The organism is Lentzea sp. NPDC051213 (assembly GCF_044455585.1).
Classification (GTDB): domain Bacteria; phylum Actinomycetota; class Actinomycetes; order Mycobacteriales; family Pseudonocardiaceae; genus Lentzea.
The window spans coordinates 87,329-101,274 of the sequence record NZ_JBITEX010000012.1; the positions used below are offsets into that span (position 1 = coordinate 87,329).

General features: G+C 68.2%; 14 protein-coding genes. 3 read left to right on the plus strand and 11 right to left on the minus strand.

Features of this window, described 5'->3' with window-relative positions; all coding sequences use genetic code 11:
* Positions 1-62: 62 nt before the first annotated feature.
* Genes ACIA8G_RS40335 through ACIA8G_RS40345 form a run of 3 tightly spaced genes read right to left on the minus strand, consistent with a single transcriptional unit; the run spans position 63 to position 2,948 of the window.
* Complete coding sequence (locus ACIA8G_RS40335) at positions 63-1,154, minus strand: XdhC family protein (RefSeq protein WP_396424067.1); 1,092 nt, start codon at positions 1,152-1,154, stop codon at positions 63-65.
* Positions 1,147-2,121 (minus strand): VWA domain-containing protein, encoded by a 975-nt coding sequence (locus ACIA8G_RS40340; RefSeq protein WP_396424068.1) that lies wholly within the window; start codon positions 2,119-2,121, stop codon positions 1,147-1,149. Before ACIA8G_RS40340 ends, ACIA8G_RS40335 begins: the two co-directional genes overlap by 8 nt.
* Positions 2,118-2,948, minus strand: a complete 831-nt coding sequence (locus ACIA8G_RS40345; RefSeq protein WP_396424069.1) for an AAA family ATPase — start codon at positions 2,946-2,948, stop codon at positions 2,118-2,120. Before ACIA8G_RS40345 ends, ACIA8G_RS40340 begins: the two co-directional genes overlap by 4 nt.
* A gap of 79 nt (positions 2,949-3,027) precedes the next feature.
* On the opposite strand from ACIA8G_RS40345, the gene ACIA8G_RS40350 reads away from it, so the two are divergent.
* The gene (locus ACIA8G_RS40350) at positions 3,028-3,258 is read left to right on the plus strand and encodes a PspC domain-containing protein (RefSeq protein WP_396424070.1); all 231 of its coding nucleotides are present in this window, start codon (positions 3,028-3,030) and stop codon (positions 3,256-3,258) included.
* On the opposite strand, the gene ACIA8G_RS40355 is transcribed toward ACIA8G_RS40350, so the two are convergent.
* The 5 genes from ACIA8G_RS40355 to ACIA8G_RS40375 form a co-directional block, all read right to left on the minus strand.
* On the minus strand, positions 3,259-4,626 hold the full coding sequence (locus ACIA8G_RS40355) for a beta-N-acetylhexosaminidase (RefSeq protein ID WP_396424071.1): 1,368 nt from the start codon (positions 4,624-4,626) through the stop codon (positions 3,259-3,261).
* A complete protein-coding gene (locus ACIA8G_RS40360; protein ID WP_396424072.1) occupies positions 4,623-5,456 on the minus strand; it encodes a carbohydrate ABC transporter permease in 834 nt (277 codons plus the stop codon). Before ACIA8G_RS40360 ends, ACIA8G_RS40355 begins: the two co-directional genes overlap by 4 nt.
* Positions 5,453-6,337, minus strand: a complete 885-nt coding sequence (locus tag ACIA8G_RS40365; protein ID WP_396424073.1) for a carbohydrate ABC transporter permease — start codon at positions 6,335-6,337, stop codon at positions 5,453-5,455. Before ACIA8G_RS40365 ends, ACIA8G_RS40360 begins: the two co-directional genes overlap by 4 nt.
* Before the next feature lie 2 nt (positions 6,338-6,339).
* Positions 6,340-7,620, minus strand: a complete 1,281-nt coding sequence (locus ACIA8G_RS40370) for an extracellular solute-binding protein (protein WP_396424074.1) — start codon at positions 7,618-7,620, stop codon at positions 6,340-6,342.
* A gap of 79 nt (positions 7,621-7,699) precedes the next feature.
* Positions 7,700-8,359, minus strand: a complete 660-nt coding sequence (locus ACIA8G_RS40375) for a copper homeostasis protein CutC (RefSeq protein ID WP_396424075.1) — start codon at positions 8,357-8,359, stop codon at positions 7,700-7,702.
* Positions 8,360-8,712: 353 nt separating this feature from the next.
* Between ACIA8G_RS40375 and ACIA8G_RS40380 the strand changes: the two genes are divergently transcribed.
* Both ACIA8G_RS40380 and ACIA8G_RS40385 read left to right on the plus strand, forming a co-directional pair.
* Positions 8,713-9,318 carry an RNA polymerase sigma factor gene (locus ACIA8G_RS40380; RefSeq protein WP_396424076.1) on the plus strand — a complete coding sequence of 202 codons (606 nt, stop codon included), beginning with the start codon at positions 8,713-8,715 and terminating at the stop codon, positions 9,316-9,318.
* Between the two features lie 5 nt (positions 9,319-9,323).
* Entirely contained in the window at positions 9,324-9,800 is a 477-nt protein-coding gene (locus ACIA8G_RS40385; RefSeq protein ID WP_396424235.1) for a carboxypeptidase regulatory-like domain-containing protein, read from the plus strand.
* Between the two features lie 718 nt (positions 9,801-10,518).
* On the opposite strand, the gene groL is transcribed toward ACIA8G_RS40385, so the two are convergent.
* The 3 genes from groL to ACIA8G_RS40400 all read right to left on the minus strand — a co-directional run bounded on the left by groL (position 10,519) and on the right by ACIA8G_RS40400 (position 13,875).
* Complete coding sequence (gene groL, locus ACIA8G_RS40390) at positions 10,519-12,138, minus strand: chaperonin GroEL (protein WP_396424077.1); 1,620 nt, start codon at positions 12,136-12,138, stop codon at positions 10,519-10,521.
* Positions 12,139-12,364: 226 nt separating this feature from the next.
* A complete protein-coding gene (locus ACIA8G_RS40395) occupies positions 12,365-13,588 on the minus strand; it encodes a serine/threonine-protein kinase (RefSeq protein WP_396424078.1) in 1,224 nt (407 codons plus the stop codon).
* Between the two features lie 83 nt (positions 13,589-13,671).
* The gene (locus tag ACIA8G_RS40400; RefSeq protein WP_396424079.1) at positions 13,672-13,875 is read right to left on the minus strand and encodes a cold-shock protein; all 204 of its coding nucleotides are present in this window, start codon (positions 13,873-13,875) and stop codon (positions 13,672-13,674) included.
* Positions 13,876-13,946: the final 71 nt, after the last annotated feature.

The window sequence follows — 13,946 nt, forward strand, 5'->3', positions numbered from 1 at the left end:
TGGGCCTTTTAGTGACGAGGGTCACTTCAGCCTCCTCCCTGTGTGCCGGTTCAACAACCTGATCAGTGGTGGATCGGTTCACCAAGGTCGACCAGGCGCCGGCCAGATCCGTTCCACCGCAAGGAAATGATCTCCGCGGCGATCGACACCGCGGTCTCCTCCGGTGTCCTGGCGCCGAGATCCAGGCCGATCGGCGAGGCCAGGGTCGCCAGCTCGCTCTCGGTCATCCCCGCTTCCCGCAACCGTTGCAGCCGATCTTCGTGCGTACGGCGGGATCCCATCGCACCCACGTAGCCGACCTTGAGTCGCAACGCGACTTCCAGCAACGGCACGTCGAACTTCGGATCGTGGGTGAGCACAGCGATGACCGTGCGTTCGTCGAGCTTGGACGCTTCGGCCTGGAGGTACTTGTGCGGCCAGGCGACGACGACCTCGTCCGCCTCGGGGAACCGGCTGCGCGTGGCGAACACCGGCCGCGCGTCGCAGACGGTCACGCGGTAGCCGAGGAACGCGCCGAGTCTGGCCATCGCGGCAGCGAAGTCGATCGCACCGAACACGAGCATGCGCGGCGGCGGTTCGAACGAGTTCACGAACACGCTCATGCCCTCACCACGGCGCTGACCGTCCCGGCCGTAGTGCAACACCCCGCTGCGCCCGCTCGCCAGCATGCCGCGCGCGTCGTCGGTGACCGCGTCGTCCGCCCGTGCCGAGCCGAGGCTGCCCGCGCGCCGATCAGGCCAGACCACCATGCGCCGGCCGATGCCGTCCGGGTGCTCGATGACCGTCGCGACGGCCACCGGCTGTTCGGCCCGCACGGTCTCCACTACCTCACTGAGCTGCGGAAACGTCGCCGAGCTGATCTTCTCGACGAAGATGTCGATGATCCCGCCGCAGGTCAGCCCGACCGCGAACGCGTCGTCGTCGCTCACGCCGTACCGCTGGAGCACCGCGCCCTCGGTCGCCTGCGCGAGGTCGTAGACGGCGCCCTCGACGCAGCCGCCGGAGACACTGCCGATGGCCTCGCCGTCCTGCGTCACCAGCATCGCCGCGCCCGCGGGCCGCGGCGCCGAACTGAAGGTCGCGACCACCGTTCCGACGCCGACCGTCTCGCCGTTCGCCACCCGTTCGGCGAGGTCGAACAGGACATCACGCATCGCGCACTTCCTTCAGCAGTTCTTCCAACGCGTGCACGCTGTGACCGGCGACCATCCTGTCCACGTGCGGAAGCGCGGCCAGAACGCCGCTCTGCACAGGCTGGTAACCGGGTTTGCCCGCGTGCGGGTTGGCCCAGATGACCTTGTGGCTCACCCGTCCCAGCCTCGCCATCTCGCTCGCGAGCAGGGCGGGGTCGCCGCGTTCCCAGCCGTCGCTGAACAGCACGACCACCGCGCCGCGCTGCCGCCACTGCTGGTTGAACCGGCGCAACGCCTCGCCGAGCCTGGTGCCACCCTCGTAGTCCGGAATGGCACGTCCCGCCGCTCGCAACGCCCGTTCCTGATCACGTTCCCGAAGCTGACGTGTGACACGGGTGAGCCTGGTCCCGATCGTGTGCACCTCGACAGGCAACCGACAGGCGACGACGTGCGCGAACCGCAGCAACGCGTCGGAGTAGGCGGCCATCGAGCCCGAGACGTCGATGAGCAGCACGAGCCGGCGCGCCTTCACGCCACGGCGGCGGTGGCGCGGCCGGGTGATCTCGCCGCCCATCTCGATCATCGCGCGCACCGTGCGGCCCAGATCCATGCGGCCACGCCGGGCCTTCTTCAGCCGGCGCGAACGCCTGCGCGGCGGGAGCGGCGTCAGCCGTTGGATCAGCGGTGCCGCGTTGAACTCGGAGATGTCCTTGTGCCGCAACACTTCTACCTCGGACGCGGCGACGCCGACAGTGACCGAGTCGATCTCGACGGTCGCGCGCGGCCGCGGTGGGGTGCCGCCGAAGTACGCCCGGTACGCGGCGTCGTAGCGCGGCAGGTCGTCCGGGTCGGTGCAGAGCGTCAGCCGCCCGGCCCAGTACAGGTCGACGTGCTCGGTCGCCCGCAGGTACGCCTGGACCCGGTCCGGGCCGCACTGGAGCCCCGCGCCACGCAGCACGCGGGTGAATCCGACACAGGCCGCCGTCACCCCACGATTGTGCTCCCGATCACCCGTTCCGCGTCCTCCCGATACTTCAACACTGCACCTAGCGTCGCCACGGTCGGCACGGTCTGACCCAACGCCTGCAGTGCCCGCGCCCAGTCCAGCGACTCCGCGACGCCGGGCGGTTTGAGCAGGTCGAGGCCACGCATCTGGGCAACGGCCTGGGCGACCTGCCGCGCGAGCCGTTCGTCGAGGCCGGGCAGGGTGCGGCGGAGGATCGCGACCTCGCGATCGATCGTCGGGTGCTCCAGCCAGTGGTAGAGGCAGCGCCGTTTCAACGCGTCGTGCACCTCGCGGGTCCGGTTCGAGGTGAGCACGGTCAGCGGCGGCGTCGTGGCCCTGATCTCACCGAACTCCGGGATGCTGACGGCGTTCTCGGACAGCACCTCCAGCAGGAACGCCTCGAACTCGTCGTCAGCCCGGTCGATCTCGTCCACGAGCAGCACGCACGGCGCGCTTTCCAGGGCTTGGAGGAGAGGCCGGGCCAGCAGGAACCGTCGCGTGTAGAGGGAAGCCTCGTCGACCTCGCCGCGGGTCTCCAGCACCCGCAGGTGCATGAGCTGGCGCGGGTAGTCCCAGTCGTACAACGCCTGCGTGGCGTCGATGCCCTCGTGGCACTGGAGTCTGATCAGCGGCACGTCCATCGTCCTGGCCAGCGCCAGTGCCAGCGAGGTCTTGCCGGTGCCGGGTTCACCCTCGAGGAACAGCGGCCGCCCCATCCGGACCGCGAGGAACGCCGCCGTGGCGATGCCGGCGTCCGGCAGGTACCCCGCGCGGTCGAGCCCTGACCCCAGTTCCTCAGGGGACTCCATGACCCTCAGCCTACGACTCAGGGTCGGATTCGGGGTGGTCACCGATGTGCGAGACCTTCGAAACCACGAGTCTTGTGGCATGACGAACAACGTGCTCAACGACGCAACGGCCCAGGTCAAGAAGCTCCGCCGCAGCAGGTCCGACCGGATGATCTCCGGCGTCTGCGGTGGCGCGGCGAAGCTGCTCGGTGTGGACGCGGCCCTGCTGCGGATCATCCTGGTGGCGGCGACGCTGCTGGGCTTCGGCACCGGCGCGATCCTCTACGTGGCCGCCTGGATCCTCATGCCCGAGGAAGACGCGGCGGTGTGATCAGCGCGGAAAGCCGGGCACGCCGGGAAGTCGTTGCCAGGGGTGGGGACCGCTGAGGGGTCGGTACTCCACCCCGAGGGCGTCGAGCCTCGGCAGATGATGTTCGGCCAACCGCGCCACGAAGTCCGGATCCTTCTCCGCCGGGGACCACACGACCTCGGCGAACGCGGCCAGCCTCGGAAACGCCGCGTAGTCGACCCTGCGGGCCGAGTCGAGGTGCTCGGTCCAGATGTTCGCCTGAGCCCCCAGCAACCGGCCAGGCTCGTCACCGGTCACCGATGCGGGCACCGGATCCCACGCGTAGACGTCCTCCAGCGTCGTCACGGTGCCCACCGGGATCGGCTCGTCGGGCGAGTCCGACTGCCGGTAGTCGAGATAGACGTGCTCCTCGGGGCACATCACCACGTCGTGGCCCTCGCGCAACGCCGTGACGCCGCCCTCGACACCGCGCCACGACGCGACGACCGTGCCGACCGGCAACGGCCCGGACTCGAGGATCTCGTCCCACCCGTACGGCCGCCGGCCGTTGCGGACGATGTGCCGCGCGATCGCACGGACCAGTTCACCGTCGTGGCCGGGCGCCTCGTCGCCGCCGAGTCCGATGAACTCGCAGGGGAAGACGTCCATCAGCTCGTCGAACACGCCCCGGTAGAAGTCCACAGTGGACTCCTCGGTGTTCAGCACGCGTTCGTTGACGCCCCAGTCCGTCCAGACGTCGCCGCCGTGCACCCCCAGCTCCGGATACGCCGCGATCGCCGCCTGCGAGTGGCCGGGGATGTCGATCTCCGGGATCACGATGATGCTGCGCAGCCGCGCGTACTCGACGATCTCGCGCAGGTCTTCCTGGGTGTAGAAACCGCCGTGCGGGCGGCCCGCCATCCCGCCCGCGCGACGGTCCCCGAACCGCGAGTCCTCCCGCCACGAGCCGACCTCGGTGAGCTTCGGGTAGCGCTTCACCTCGAAGCGCCAGCCCTGGTCGTCTGTGAGGTGCAGGTGCAGGACGTTGAGCTTGTGCGCGGACAGCAGCTCGACGTACCGCAGGACCTCCCGCTTGGGCAGGAAGTGCCGCGCCACGTCGAGCATCACGCCACGCCACTGAAACCGCGGGTAGTCGACGATCTCGCACGCGGGGATGACCCGCGGCTTCTCCCCCGACACCCGGAAAGCGCCCACGCCGAGCAGCTGCCGCAACGTCTGCAGCGCGTTCATCTCGCCGGCCTCGTCGTGCGCCTCGATCAGGACGCCGTCATCACCGGACAGGAGCCGGTAGCCGCCTGGCGGCCCGTCGACGAGAACCGTCTCCCAGCCCTTGTAGTCGCACGTCCTGCCGCCGTCCACGTAGGACACCGGGCGTGGGAGGAGGTTCATCCCTTCACCGCCCCCGCGAGTCCGGACACCAGGCGGCGCTGCACGAGCATGAAGAAGATCAGCACCGGGATCGTCATCAGGGTGGAGCCCGCCATGATCGCGCCCCAATCGTTCTGGTCGGGTTTGACGAACACCTGAAGAGCCAGCGGCAGGGTCTGGTTCTCCACGGCCGAGATGATGAACGTCTTGGCGAACAGGAAGTCGTTCCAGGCGTGGATGAACGACAGGACGGAGGTCGCTACCAAACCAGGCGCCACCAACGGGAACAGCACCTGCCACAGGAACCGGAAGCGGGAGGCACCGTCCAAAGTGGCCGCCTCTTCCAGCTCGACCGGGACGGCCGCGACGAACCCGCGCAGCATCCAGATCGCGAACGGCAGGCTGAAGGCCAGGTGCACCAGCACCAACGACCCCAGGTGGTTCAGCCCGAACGCCGGCACCGAGTCACCGACCGAGCGCATCAGGAAGAACAGCGGCACGGTCAACGCCTCGACCGGCACCATCTGCACGATCAGCAGCATGATCAGCAACGTCGTCCTGCTGCGGAACCGGAACCGGGTCAGCGCCGTGGCCGCGAGGAACGAGATCAGGATGCTCAGCACCACCACGACCAGCGCCACCACGATGCTGTTCAGGAAGTAGCGCCCGAAGTTCGCGACGGTCAGCGCGCGCGTGAAGCTGTCCAGCGTGGGCCTGGTCGTCCACGGCACCGGATCGGCCGAGATGATCTCGTCCTCCGGCTTGAACGCGCTCAGCACCATCCAGAACAGCGGGAACGCCACGACCGCGGCGATGATGAGGACGAAGCCCTCGGTCAGCCAGCGCCTCACAGGACCTCCCCGGAACGGCGCAGCGCGCGCAGGTAGAACATCGTGATCGCCAGCAGCAGCACGGTCATCACGACACCGATCGTCGCGCCCAGGCCGTACTCCGACGCCGCGAACGCCTGTTGGTAGGCGTAGACGTTGAGCACGAGGTTGCGCCCGGCGATGCCGCCGCCGTTGGTCATCACGTAGATCTGCGTGAACACCTTGAAGTCCCAGATGATCGACTGGATCGTCACCACGAGGATGATCGGCCGCAGCAACGGCAGGGTGACGCTCCAGGCCGTGCGGAACGTGGACGCACCGTCCAGTGCCGCTGCCTCCAGCACCTCGCCCGGAATCGCCTTGATGCCCGCGTACAGCGTCACCATGACGAACGGGAACGAGCACCAGATCACCTGTGCCGCAACGAGTCCGAACGCCGTCCACTTGTCGAACGTCCAAGAGAAGCCCTGGATGCCGAGCACCTCGTTGACGAGCCCGAAGTTCGCGTCGAACAGGAAGAGCCAGATCGTCGAACCGGCGACGGCGGGCGTGGACCACGCACCGAGCGCCGCCAGGAACAACGTCATCCGAACCCACGTGCGCACCCTCGTGGCGAGGATCGCGAGAAAAGCGCCCACAAGCAACGTGCCGACCACGCAGACCGCCGCGAACGCGACGGTCTGCCCGAGCACCGCCCAGAACTGCTGGTCCGCCAGCAGCTTCTGGTAGTTGCCGAGGCCCAGGAAGGTGAGCGGCGCACCGCCGCTCACCTGCTCCTGGCCGTAGTCGTAGAGCGAGATGAGCACCAGCTGGTAGATCGGGTAGGCCAGCAGGCCCCCGAGCACCAGCAGCGCTGGGATCAGGTAGGCGAAGGCGGTCCGCCCCTGACCTTTGGCGGTCATGCTCACGATGCGAAGGCCGCGTTCATCGTCTTGGCGGCGTCGGCGGTGGCCGTGTCGACGCTCTTCGCGCCGGTGACGACCTCCTGGAGCATCGTCGGCACCACGGTCTGCGCCTCGATCTTCGCCCACGCCGGCGTGACGGGGACGAACTTCGTGCCGGCCTGCAGGGTCTTCGTGAACGGCTCCAGGAACTTGTCGGAGTCGCTGACCTGCTTCTGCACGTCGCTGAACGTCGGCAGGTTGCCCATCGCCGTGTACATCTTCTGCTGGTACTTCTTCGACGCGAGCAGCTGCGTGAACTCGTTCGCGAGCGTCTTGCGCTGCGTGCCCTTCATGACACCGAGCAGGTTGCCGCCGGCGAACGCGGGTGCGATCGAGCCCGCGGTCTTGCCAGGCAGCGGCACCACCGCGTACTTGCCGGCCGCGCTGGACGCGTCGACGGACTTGCGGTTGAAGTCGCCGCCGATGGTCATCGCGGCCTTGCCGGCGCGGAACGCCTCGACGCTCGCGTCACCACCGTTGCCGGCGCAGGTGGCGGGCGGGCAGATGTCGTCCTTGATCAGCTCGGTGTACTTGGCGACACCGGCCTTCGCCTCGGCGCTGTCGATGGTCGCGGTGAACTTGCCGCCGTCCTGCTTGGCGATGTCACCGCCGTTGGCCCAGATGAACGGCAGCGCGGCGAACAGGTACTTGCCACCGGCGGACATGCCGATCAGCTCGGGCTTGGCCTTGCGGATCTGCCGCGCCGTCGTGGCGATCTCGTCCAGCGTCGCCGGCGGCTTGAGGCCGAGCTCGGTGAACACGTCCGTGCGGTAGTAGAGCGCCCGGACGCCGACGAACCACGGCACGCCGTAGGTCTTGCCGTCCACCTTGGCCGTGTCGAGGATCGTCGGGACCAGGTCCTTCGACTCGGACCACTTGCTCAGGTCGAGCTCGGAGAAGCCTCCGGCGGACACGTAGCCCGCGAGGTCGGTGTTGCCGAACTCCGCGACGTCCGGCGCGCTCTTCGGGTCGCTGAAGGCGGCCTTGAAGCGTTCCGCCCTGCTCGACACCTGGATGTACTGGACGTCGACCGTGACCCCTTGGTGGGCCGTCTGGAACTCGGAGATCGCCTCCTTGACGACGCCTTCCTTGGGGCCCCGGTTGACCTCGTCGAACAACCAGACCCGCAGCTGTCCCGTCTTCTCGTCGGTACCCGTGTCGGTGGCCGGTCCGGACTGCACGGGCGCGCAGGCGACCACCGCGCCCACGCCCAGCACGGCCACGAATGTCTTCAGTCGCATCGCGCCCTCCATGTTGCGTATTTTGCAACGGCTATTTCACAGGAAGCAACGTGACTGTAGAACGGTCTGCGTCAAGGGTCTAGACCAGACGATTGACCCATTCCCGAACTGATGCACTGGCAACCGGCGTATCCCACCCTCCCGGGCGAACCGCGCTGCCGACGTGGAAGCCCGACACGCCCGCTGCCAGCAGTTCCGCGACGAAGCGCTGCTGGAGTCCGCCGCCGACGAGCAGCGCCGGAGGGGCCTGGTTGACCAGCTTCTTCAGGTTCGCCATGCCGTCCTCCACCCCCTTGGGACTACCGGCAGCGAGCACCGTGTCACAGCCGAGGGTCTGCACGACCCCCCAGGACCGCAGGACGTCCACCGAGTTGTCGAGCGCGCGGTGGAAGGTCCAGGCACAGCCCTCCAGCTCGGCGACCAGGTTCAGCGTGACACCTTCGTCGATCTCCCCCTCGGCGTCGAGGAAGCCGAGGACGAACTCGGTGGCGCCCGCCTCCCGGAGCTCCCTGGCCTGCCTGCGCAGCTGCTTGAGGTCGCCGGGCGCGAAGCCCTTGGCGTCGCGCAGCATCACGCGGATGGGCAGGTCCGTGGCTGACTTGACGTCCTTGAACGTGGCGACCGACGGGGTGAGGCCGTCCGAGGCCATGTCGGCGACCAGTTCCAACCGGTGCGCGCCGCCCGCCTGCGCGGCCTCGGCGTCCTTCGCGTCCAGTGCGATCACTTCGAGAATCGGCATGGTCTAGACCATAACGGTCAACCCGATGTGCTTTCGTGAATCCGGAGCGAGGCACGCCGATCCTGCGTCTGACGTGTATCTGCTCGCCTGGCAAACGCTCCTTCTCGGTAAGCGCTTGTTCAGGCGTGGAGCACGCGTCAGCCGGTTCGAGGGGTGCCGGCTGGCGCGAGCTCCCACCATGGCGGCCCGTGATGCGGAGGGGGAATCACGGGCCGCTGGCGTACCCGGAGGAAGATGAACATCGGCACAGCGGTGATACTGCTCCATTCGAGTGATTTTTGTATCTACCGCCCAGTTAGCCCTTCATGAGTTGGCGAACGGCGCTGACCAGGGCGGCCGATCGGAGGTGCTGCGTGGACGAGCTGCACACGGCGGATGACCGTCCGCCGTGGGACGGACTTGAAGGCACCGAACGGCACGCGGTGTGCGTTTCCGCCGCGCGCGAAGGGAACCGTGACGCGTTGGACGTCCTGGTGACCGAGCTGACCCCACTGCTGTGGCACGTGGCCCGCGGCCAAGGCCTGGACAGGGCCGCCGCGGAAGACGTCGTGCAGACCGTGTGGCTCGCGTTCCTCAAGAACATCGAGAACATCCACGAGCCCAAAGCCCTGGTCGGCTACTTGGTCGTCACAACGAGGCGTGAAGCACGCCGAACTTGGACACCCAACAAGCGTGAGACCCACCTGTCCGACGAATACGCCGAACAGCTCGAGTCCGACACCGGCCTGCCCGAGGACGTGACGCTGATCGACGACCGCGACCGCAGGCTGTGGCTCGCGTTCGGCCGACTGACCACGAGGTGCCAGGAACTGCTCCGACTCACCGTGCTCGCGGGGCGCGCCGAGTACCGAGCGGTGGCAGAGGCACTCGCCATGCCCCACGGCAGCATCGGTCCGACCAGGGGACGGTGTTTGAACCTGCTGCGCAGCTACCTGGAATCGGAAGGAGGATCGCGGTGAACGAGATCGACCCGCGCGACGACCGCAGGGGCCTTGAGGACACCGCCGTCCTCTCCGAACTGAACAGGCTGGTCGACGAACTTGACCCGCCACCAGCAGACCTGGTGGATCGCGTGAAGTTCGCGATAGCGCTGGAAGACCTCGACGTGGAGGTCGCCCGCTGGGAACGCGCGGGCTCCTTCGCCGGCGTCCGCGGTGGCCAGACGGGCACGATCACCTTCACCGTCGACAACCTCACGCTCATGGTGAACTTCACCTCGACCGGGTCCCGCCACCGCATCGACGGCTGGCTGGTTCCTGCCGGGGAGCACACGGTGGAGGTGCGGGTGGCCGACCACAAGTCCTCGTCCACCCGTGCTGATGACGGGGGGCGGTTCGTGCTGCCTGACGTGCCGGCTGGGACCACTCAGATTCTGGTGCATCTGGTGAACTCTCGGGGCGAGCCTGGGCGGACTGTGGTTACGCCGACGATCATGCTTTAGCGGGTTCGATGGCTATGGGGGGTTCGATGGTTTTGGCGGGTTCGATGGCCTTGGCGGTTTTGGCGGCTTAGTGGCTTAGCGGCTTTGGCGGTTTCAACGGCAGTACGGCTTGCGGCGGTCTTTCAGCAGTTTGCGGCGGCTTACGGCGGATCTTCAGCGGTTTGCAGCGGCTTTCGGTGGCTTGCGGCGGTTTTGCGACGGCTGGTGGCGCGGTGGGTTGGGCTTTGGGGGCGTACCGCGCCTGGTACTGGGGTTTCTGGCTTCCCCTGGGGGATCGGCTTGCGCACGCTTGCGCAGGGGTCCCCTTGGATTTGGTGTCCCCCGCGGCCCAACGTACCGACGGGGTCTGACACTCCCGCGCGGTTGCAACGAGACCGTTGGCGAGCGCCCTTGATCGCGATGACGCCACCACCCGCCCACCACCGCCCACCGGGCACCACCCGCCCACCACCGCCCACCGGGCACCACCCGCCCACCACCGCCCACCGGGCACCACCCGCCCACCACCGCCCACCGGGCGCCACCGCCCACCGGGCGCCACCGGCCCAGCACCGCCCGCCCACCGTCCACCGAGCACCACGCGCCCAGCACCGCCCGCCCACCGTCCACCGAGCACCACCCGCCCAGCACCGCCTGAGCCCCCTCCCCCAGAAACGCCGAAAGGCCCGGCCCCGCCAAAGGCGGAACCGGGCCGATCAGAGCAATCAAGCAGCCGGACTCAGAAGTCCATGCCGCCGGCGTCCGGCGCGGCCGGAGCAGCGTTCTTCTCCGGCTTGTCCGCGACGACCGCCTCGGTCGTCAGGAACAGCGCGGCGATGGACGCGGCGTTCTGCAGCGCGGAACGCGTGACCTTGGCCGGGTCGATGATGCCCGCCTTGATCAGGTCCTTGTACTCGCCGGTCGCGGCGTCCAGGCCCTCGCCCGCGGGCAGGGACTTGACGCGCTCGACCACGACGCCGCCTTCGAGGCCGGCGTTGATGGCGATCTGCTTCAGCGGAGCCTCGACCGCGACCTTGACGATGTTGGCACCAGTGGCCTCGTCGCCGGTCAGGCGCAGACCCGCGAAGGCGGCCTCGGCAGCCTGAAGCAGCGCGACGCCACCACCGGCGACGATGCCCTCTTCAACGGCGGCCTTGGCGTTGCGGACCGCGTCTTCGATGCGGTGCTTGCGCTCCTTGAGCTCGACCTCGGTGGCCGCGCCCGCCTTGATGACGGCAACGCCGCCGGCGAGCTTGGCGAGGCGCTCCTGGAGCTTCTCGCGGTCGTAGTCGGAGTCCGACTTCTCGATCTCGGCGCGGATCTGGTTGACGCGACCCTGGATCTGCTCGGCGTCACCAGCACCCTCGACGATGGTCGTCTCGTCCTTGGTGACGACGACCTTGCGGGCCTTGCCCAGCAGCGAGATGTCGGCGTTCTCCAGCTTCAGGCCGACGTCCTCGGTGATGACCTGGCCACCGGTGAGGGTGGCGATGTCCTGGAGGATGGCCTTGCGGCGGTCACCGAAGCCGGGCGCCTTGACGGCGACGGACTTGAAGGTGCCGCGGATCTTGTTGACGACCAGCGTGGCCAGGGCCTCGCCCTCGACGTCCTCCGAGATGATCAGCAGCGGCTTGCCGCCCTGCATGACCTTCTCGAGGAGCGGGAGCAGGTCCTTGACCGTGGAGATCTTGGAGCCGAACAGCAGGATGTACGGGTCCTCGAGGGTCGCTTCCTGGCGCTCGGGGTCGGTCACGAAGTAACCGGAGATGTAGCCCTTGTCGAAGCGCATACCTTCGGTGAGCTCCAGCTCGAGCCCGAGGGTGTTGCTCTCCTCGACGGTGATGACGCCTTCCTTGCCGACCTTGTCCATCGCCTCGGCGATGAGCTCGCCGATCGTGGGGTCAGCGGCGGAGATGGACGCGGTAGCAGCGATCTGCTCCTTCGTCTCGATCTCCTTGGCGGCCTTCAGGAGCTGCTCGGCAATCGCCTCGACGGCCTGCTCGATGCCGCGCTTGAGGCCGAGCGGGTTCGCGCCCGCGGCCACGTTGCGCAGGCCCTCGCGGACCAGAGCCTGTGCGAGCACCGTCGCGGTGGTCGTACCGTCACCGGCGACGTCGTCGGTCTTCTTCGCGACCTCCTTGACGAGCTCGGCCCCGATCTTCTCCCACGGGTCCTCGAGCTCGATCTCCTTCGCGATGGAGACGCCATCGTTGGTGATGGTCGGCGCGCCCCACTTCTTCTCGAGCACGACGTTGCGGCCCTTCGGGCCGAGCGTCACCTTGACGGCGTCAGCGAGGATGTTCATCCCGCGCTCGAGACCGCGACGGGCTTCCTCGTCGAACGCAATCATCTTGGCCATTGCGGTGTGTTCCTCCGCCTTTGTGGATTCTGGGCCACTGCGGGCGCACGCCCACAGCGGAACACGGTGCGAGTGGCCAGGCTCGGTGCCCGCGACGGACGACTCCCCCGTTGATCACGAGGGTGCCTCACCGTCCCAGCCTCACTGCATTGGCACTCGGACGTGCCGAGTGCTAGTTCGTGTTTAGCACTCGTGCACGGCGAGTGCAAGCGAACCCGGGGCGAACTCAGCGGGAGGTGCGCACCGGCACAGAGGTCGGCAGCGGCTTCTTCGAGGTCGACCCGTCGTCGATGTTCAGCGTCGGCGAGGAGTTCGTCTTCGGCTGCCTCGGCGGCTCGTCACCAGGCGTCAGGATGAGCACCACGACGATGATCAGCGCGATCGCCGCGGCGGCCGCGATGACCGGCGCGAACCACGCCGGGCGCTCTTTCTTGGTGGACGTGAAAGCGCTCACGCCGACCTGGTTCGGCGGGCGCAGGCGGACCGGGTCCGCGAGCCCCTGCTGCTGGTAGCCGCCCTGGTACTGCCCCTGCTGCGCGGGCATCGGGCCGGACATCGGCGACTGCACCGGGATCGAGCCGGACTGCGGCCCGGCTGCAGCGGGACCCGAGCCCTGCGCGACCCCGGCTAGAGCGCCGCGGGCGGCGTTGACCAGCTCGGCGCAGTTCGCGAACCGCTGCGACGGGTCCTTCGAAGTGCCCTTGCGGATGACCTCGTCGATCGCCGGCGGCAACGCGACGAGCTGCGACAGCGCCGGCACGGTGCCGCCGAGGTGGCCCTGGATGACCTCCTGCACGCCGCCCCGGAACGGCGGGCGGCCGCTCAGACAGGCGAACAGCATGCAGGCGAGCGCGTACTGGTCGGTGCGGCCGTCGACGGGCTCGCCGCGCAGGTGCTCCGGCGCCGCGTAGGTCGGCGAGCCGAGGAAATCACCCGTTCGAGTGCGGTGGCCGGTGGCGCCGCGCCGGGTCAGGCCGAAGTCCGCGACGTAGACGTGCTCGCGCGTGCCTTCCTTGGTGGTCACCAGCACGTTCGCCGGCTTCACGTCGAGGTGCACGAGACCCTTGCCGTGCAACATGTCGAGCGCTTCGGCGACCTGGGCGAGCAGCGTCAGCGTGCGCGCGGGGCTGAGCGGCCCCTCCTTGATGTGGCCGGCCATGTCCTGGCCGTCCACGAGCCGCATCGCGATGTAGAGCAGGCCGTCGACCTCGTCGAAGTCGTAGAGCGGCACGATGTTCGCGTGGTCGATGGCGGAGGTGTTGCGCGCCTCGTCGACGAACCGCTCGCGGAACTCCGCGTCGGGCGCGAGGTGCTCACCGATGACCTTGAGCGCGACTTTGCGGCCAAGTCTCACGTCCGTGGCCCGGTAGGTCACGCTCATGCCACCGCGACCGAGCACACCATCGATCCGGTAATGCGCGATCCGCCGCCCGCTCAGGTCCTCCGACACGCGAGGCAGCCTAACGCCCGCCCGGATCAGCTCGGCGGGGGTTGGTCAAAACGCTGGTCGAAGCGGCACTACGCCTTGCGGACCTACGCCTTGCGGACGTCCGATGCCTGGCTGCGCCCGTCCCGCCCGGCCTGCACCTCGAACTCCACCCGGTCGCCCTCGGAGAGCGTCCGGAAGCCGTCCATCTGGATCGCCGAGTAGTGCACGAACACGTCGGGCCCGCCGTCGGTTGCGATGAAGCCGTATCCCTTTTCGGAGTTGAACCACTTGACGGTACCGAGAGCCAAGGCGTCCTCCTTCAAGTCACGCAAGCAGAACGCAACGCTAAGAGAAGAAATGTCACGCGGATACCTCCTTA

Coding starts and splice junctions, on each gene's coding strand:
- ACIA8G_RS40335 (WP_396424067.1), bottom strand. CDS start 1,154: ATGCGTGATGTCCTGTTCGACCTCGCCGAACGGGTGGCGAACGGCGAG.
- ACIA8G_RS40345 (WP_396424069.1), bottom strand. CDS start 2,948: ATGGAGTCCCCTGAGGAACTGGGGTCAGGGCTCGACCGCGCGGGGTAC.
- ACIA8G_RS40350 (WP_396424070.1), top strand. CDS start 3,028: ATGACGAACAACGTGCTCAACGACGCAACGGCCCAGGTCAAGAAGCTC.
- ACIA8G_RS40355 (WP_396424071.1), bottom strand. CDS start 4,626: ATGAACCTCCTCCCACGCCCGGTGTCCTACGTGGACGGCGGCAGGACG.
- ACIA8G_RS40365 (WP_396424073.1), bottom strand. CDS start 6,337: ATGACCGCCAAAGGTCAGGGGCGGACCGCCTTCGCCTACCTGATCCCA.
- ACIA8G_RS40370 (WP_396424074.1), bottom strand. CDS start 7,620: ATGCGACTGAAGACATTCGTGGCCGTGCTGGGCGTGGGCGCGGTGGTC.
- ACIA8G_RS40375 (WP_396424075.1), bottom strand. CDS start 8,359: ATGCCGATTCTCGAAGTGATCGCACTGGACGCGAAGGACGCCGAGGCC.
- groL (WP_396424077.1), bottom strand. CDS start 12,138: ATGGCCAAGATGATTGCGTTCGACGAGGAAGCCCGTCGCGGTCTCGAG.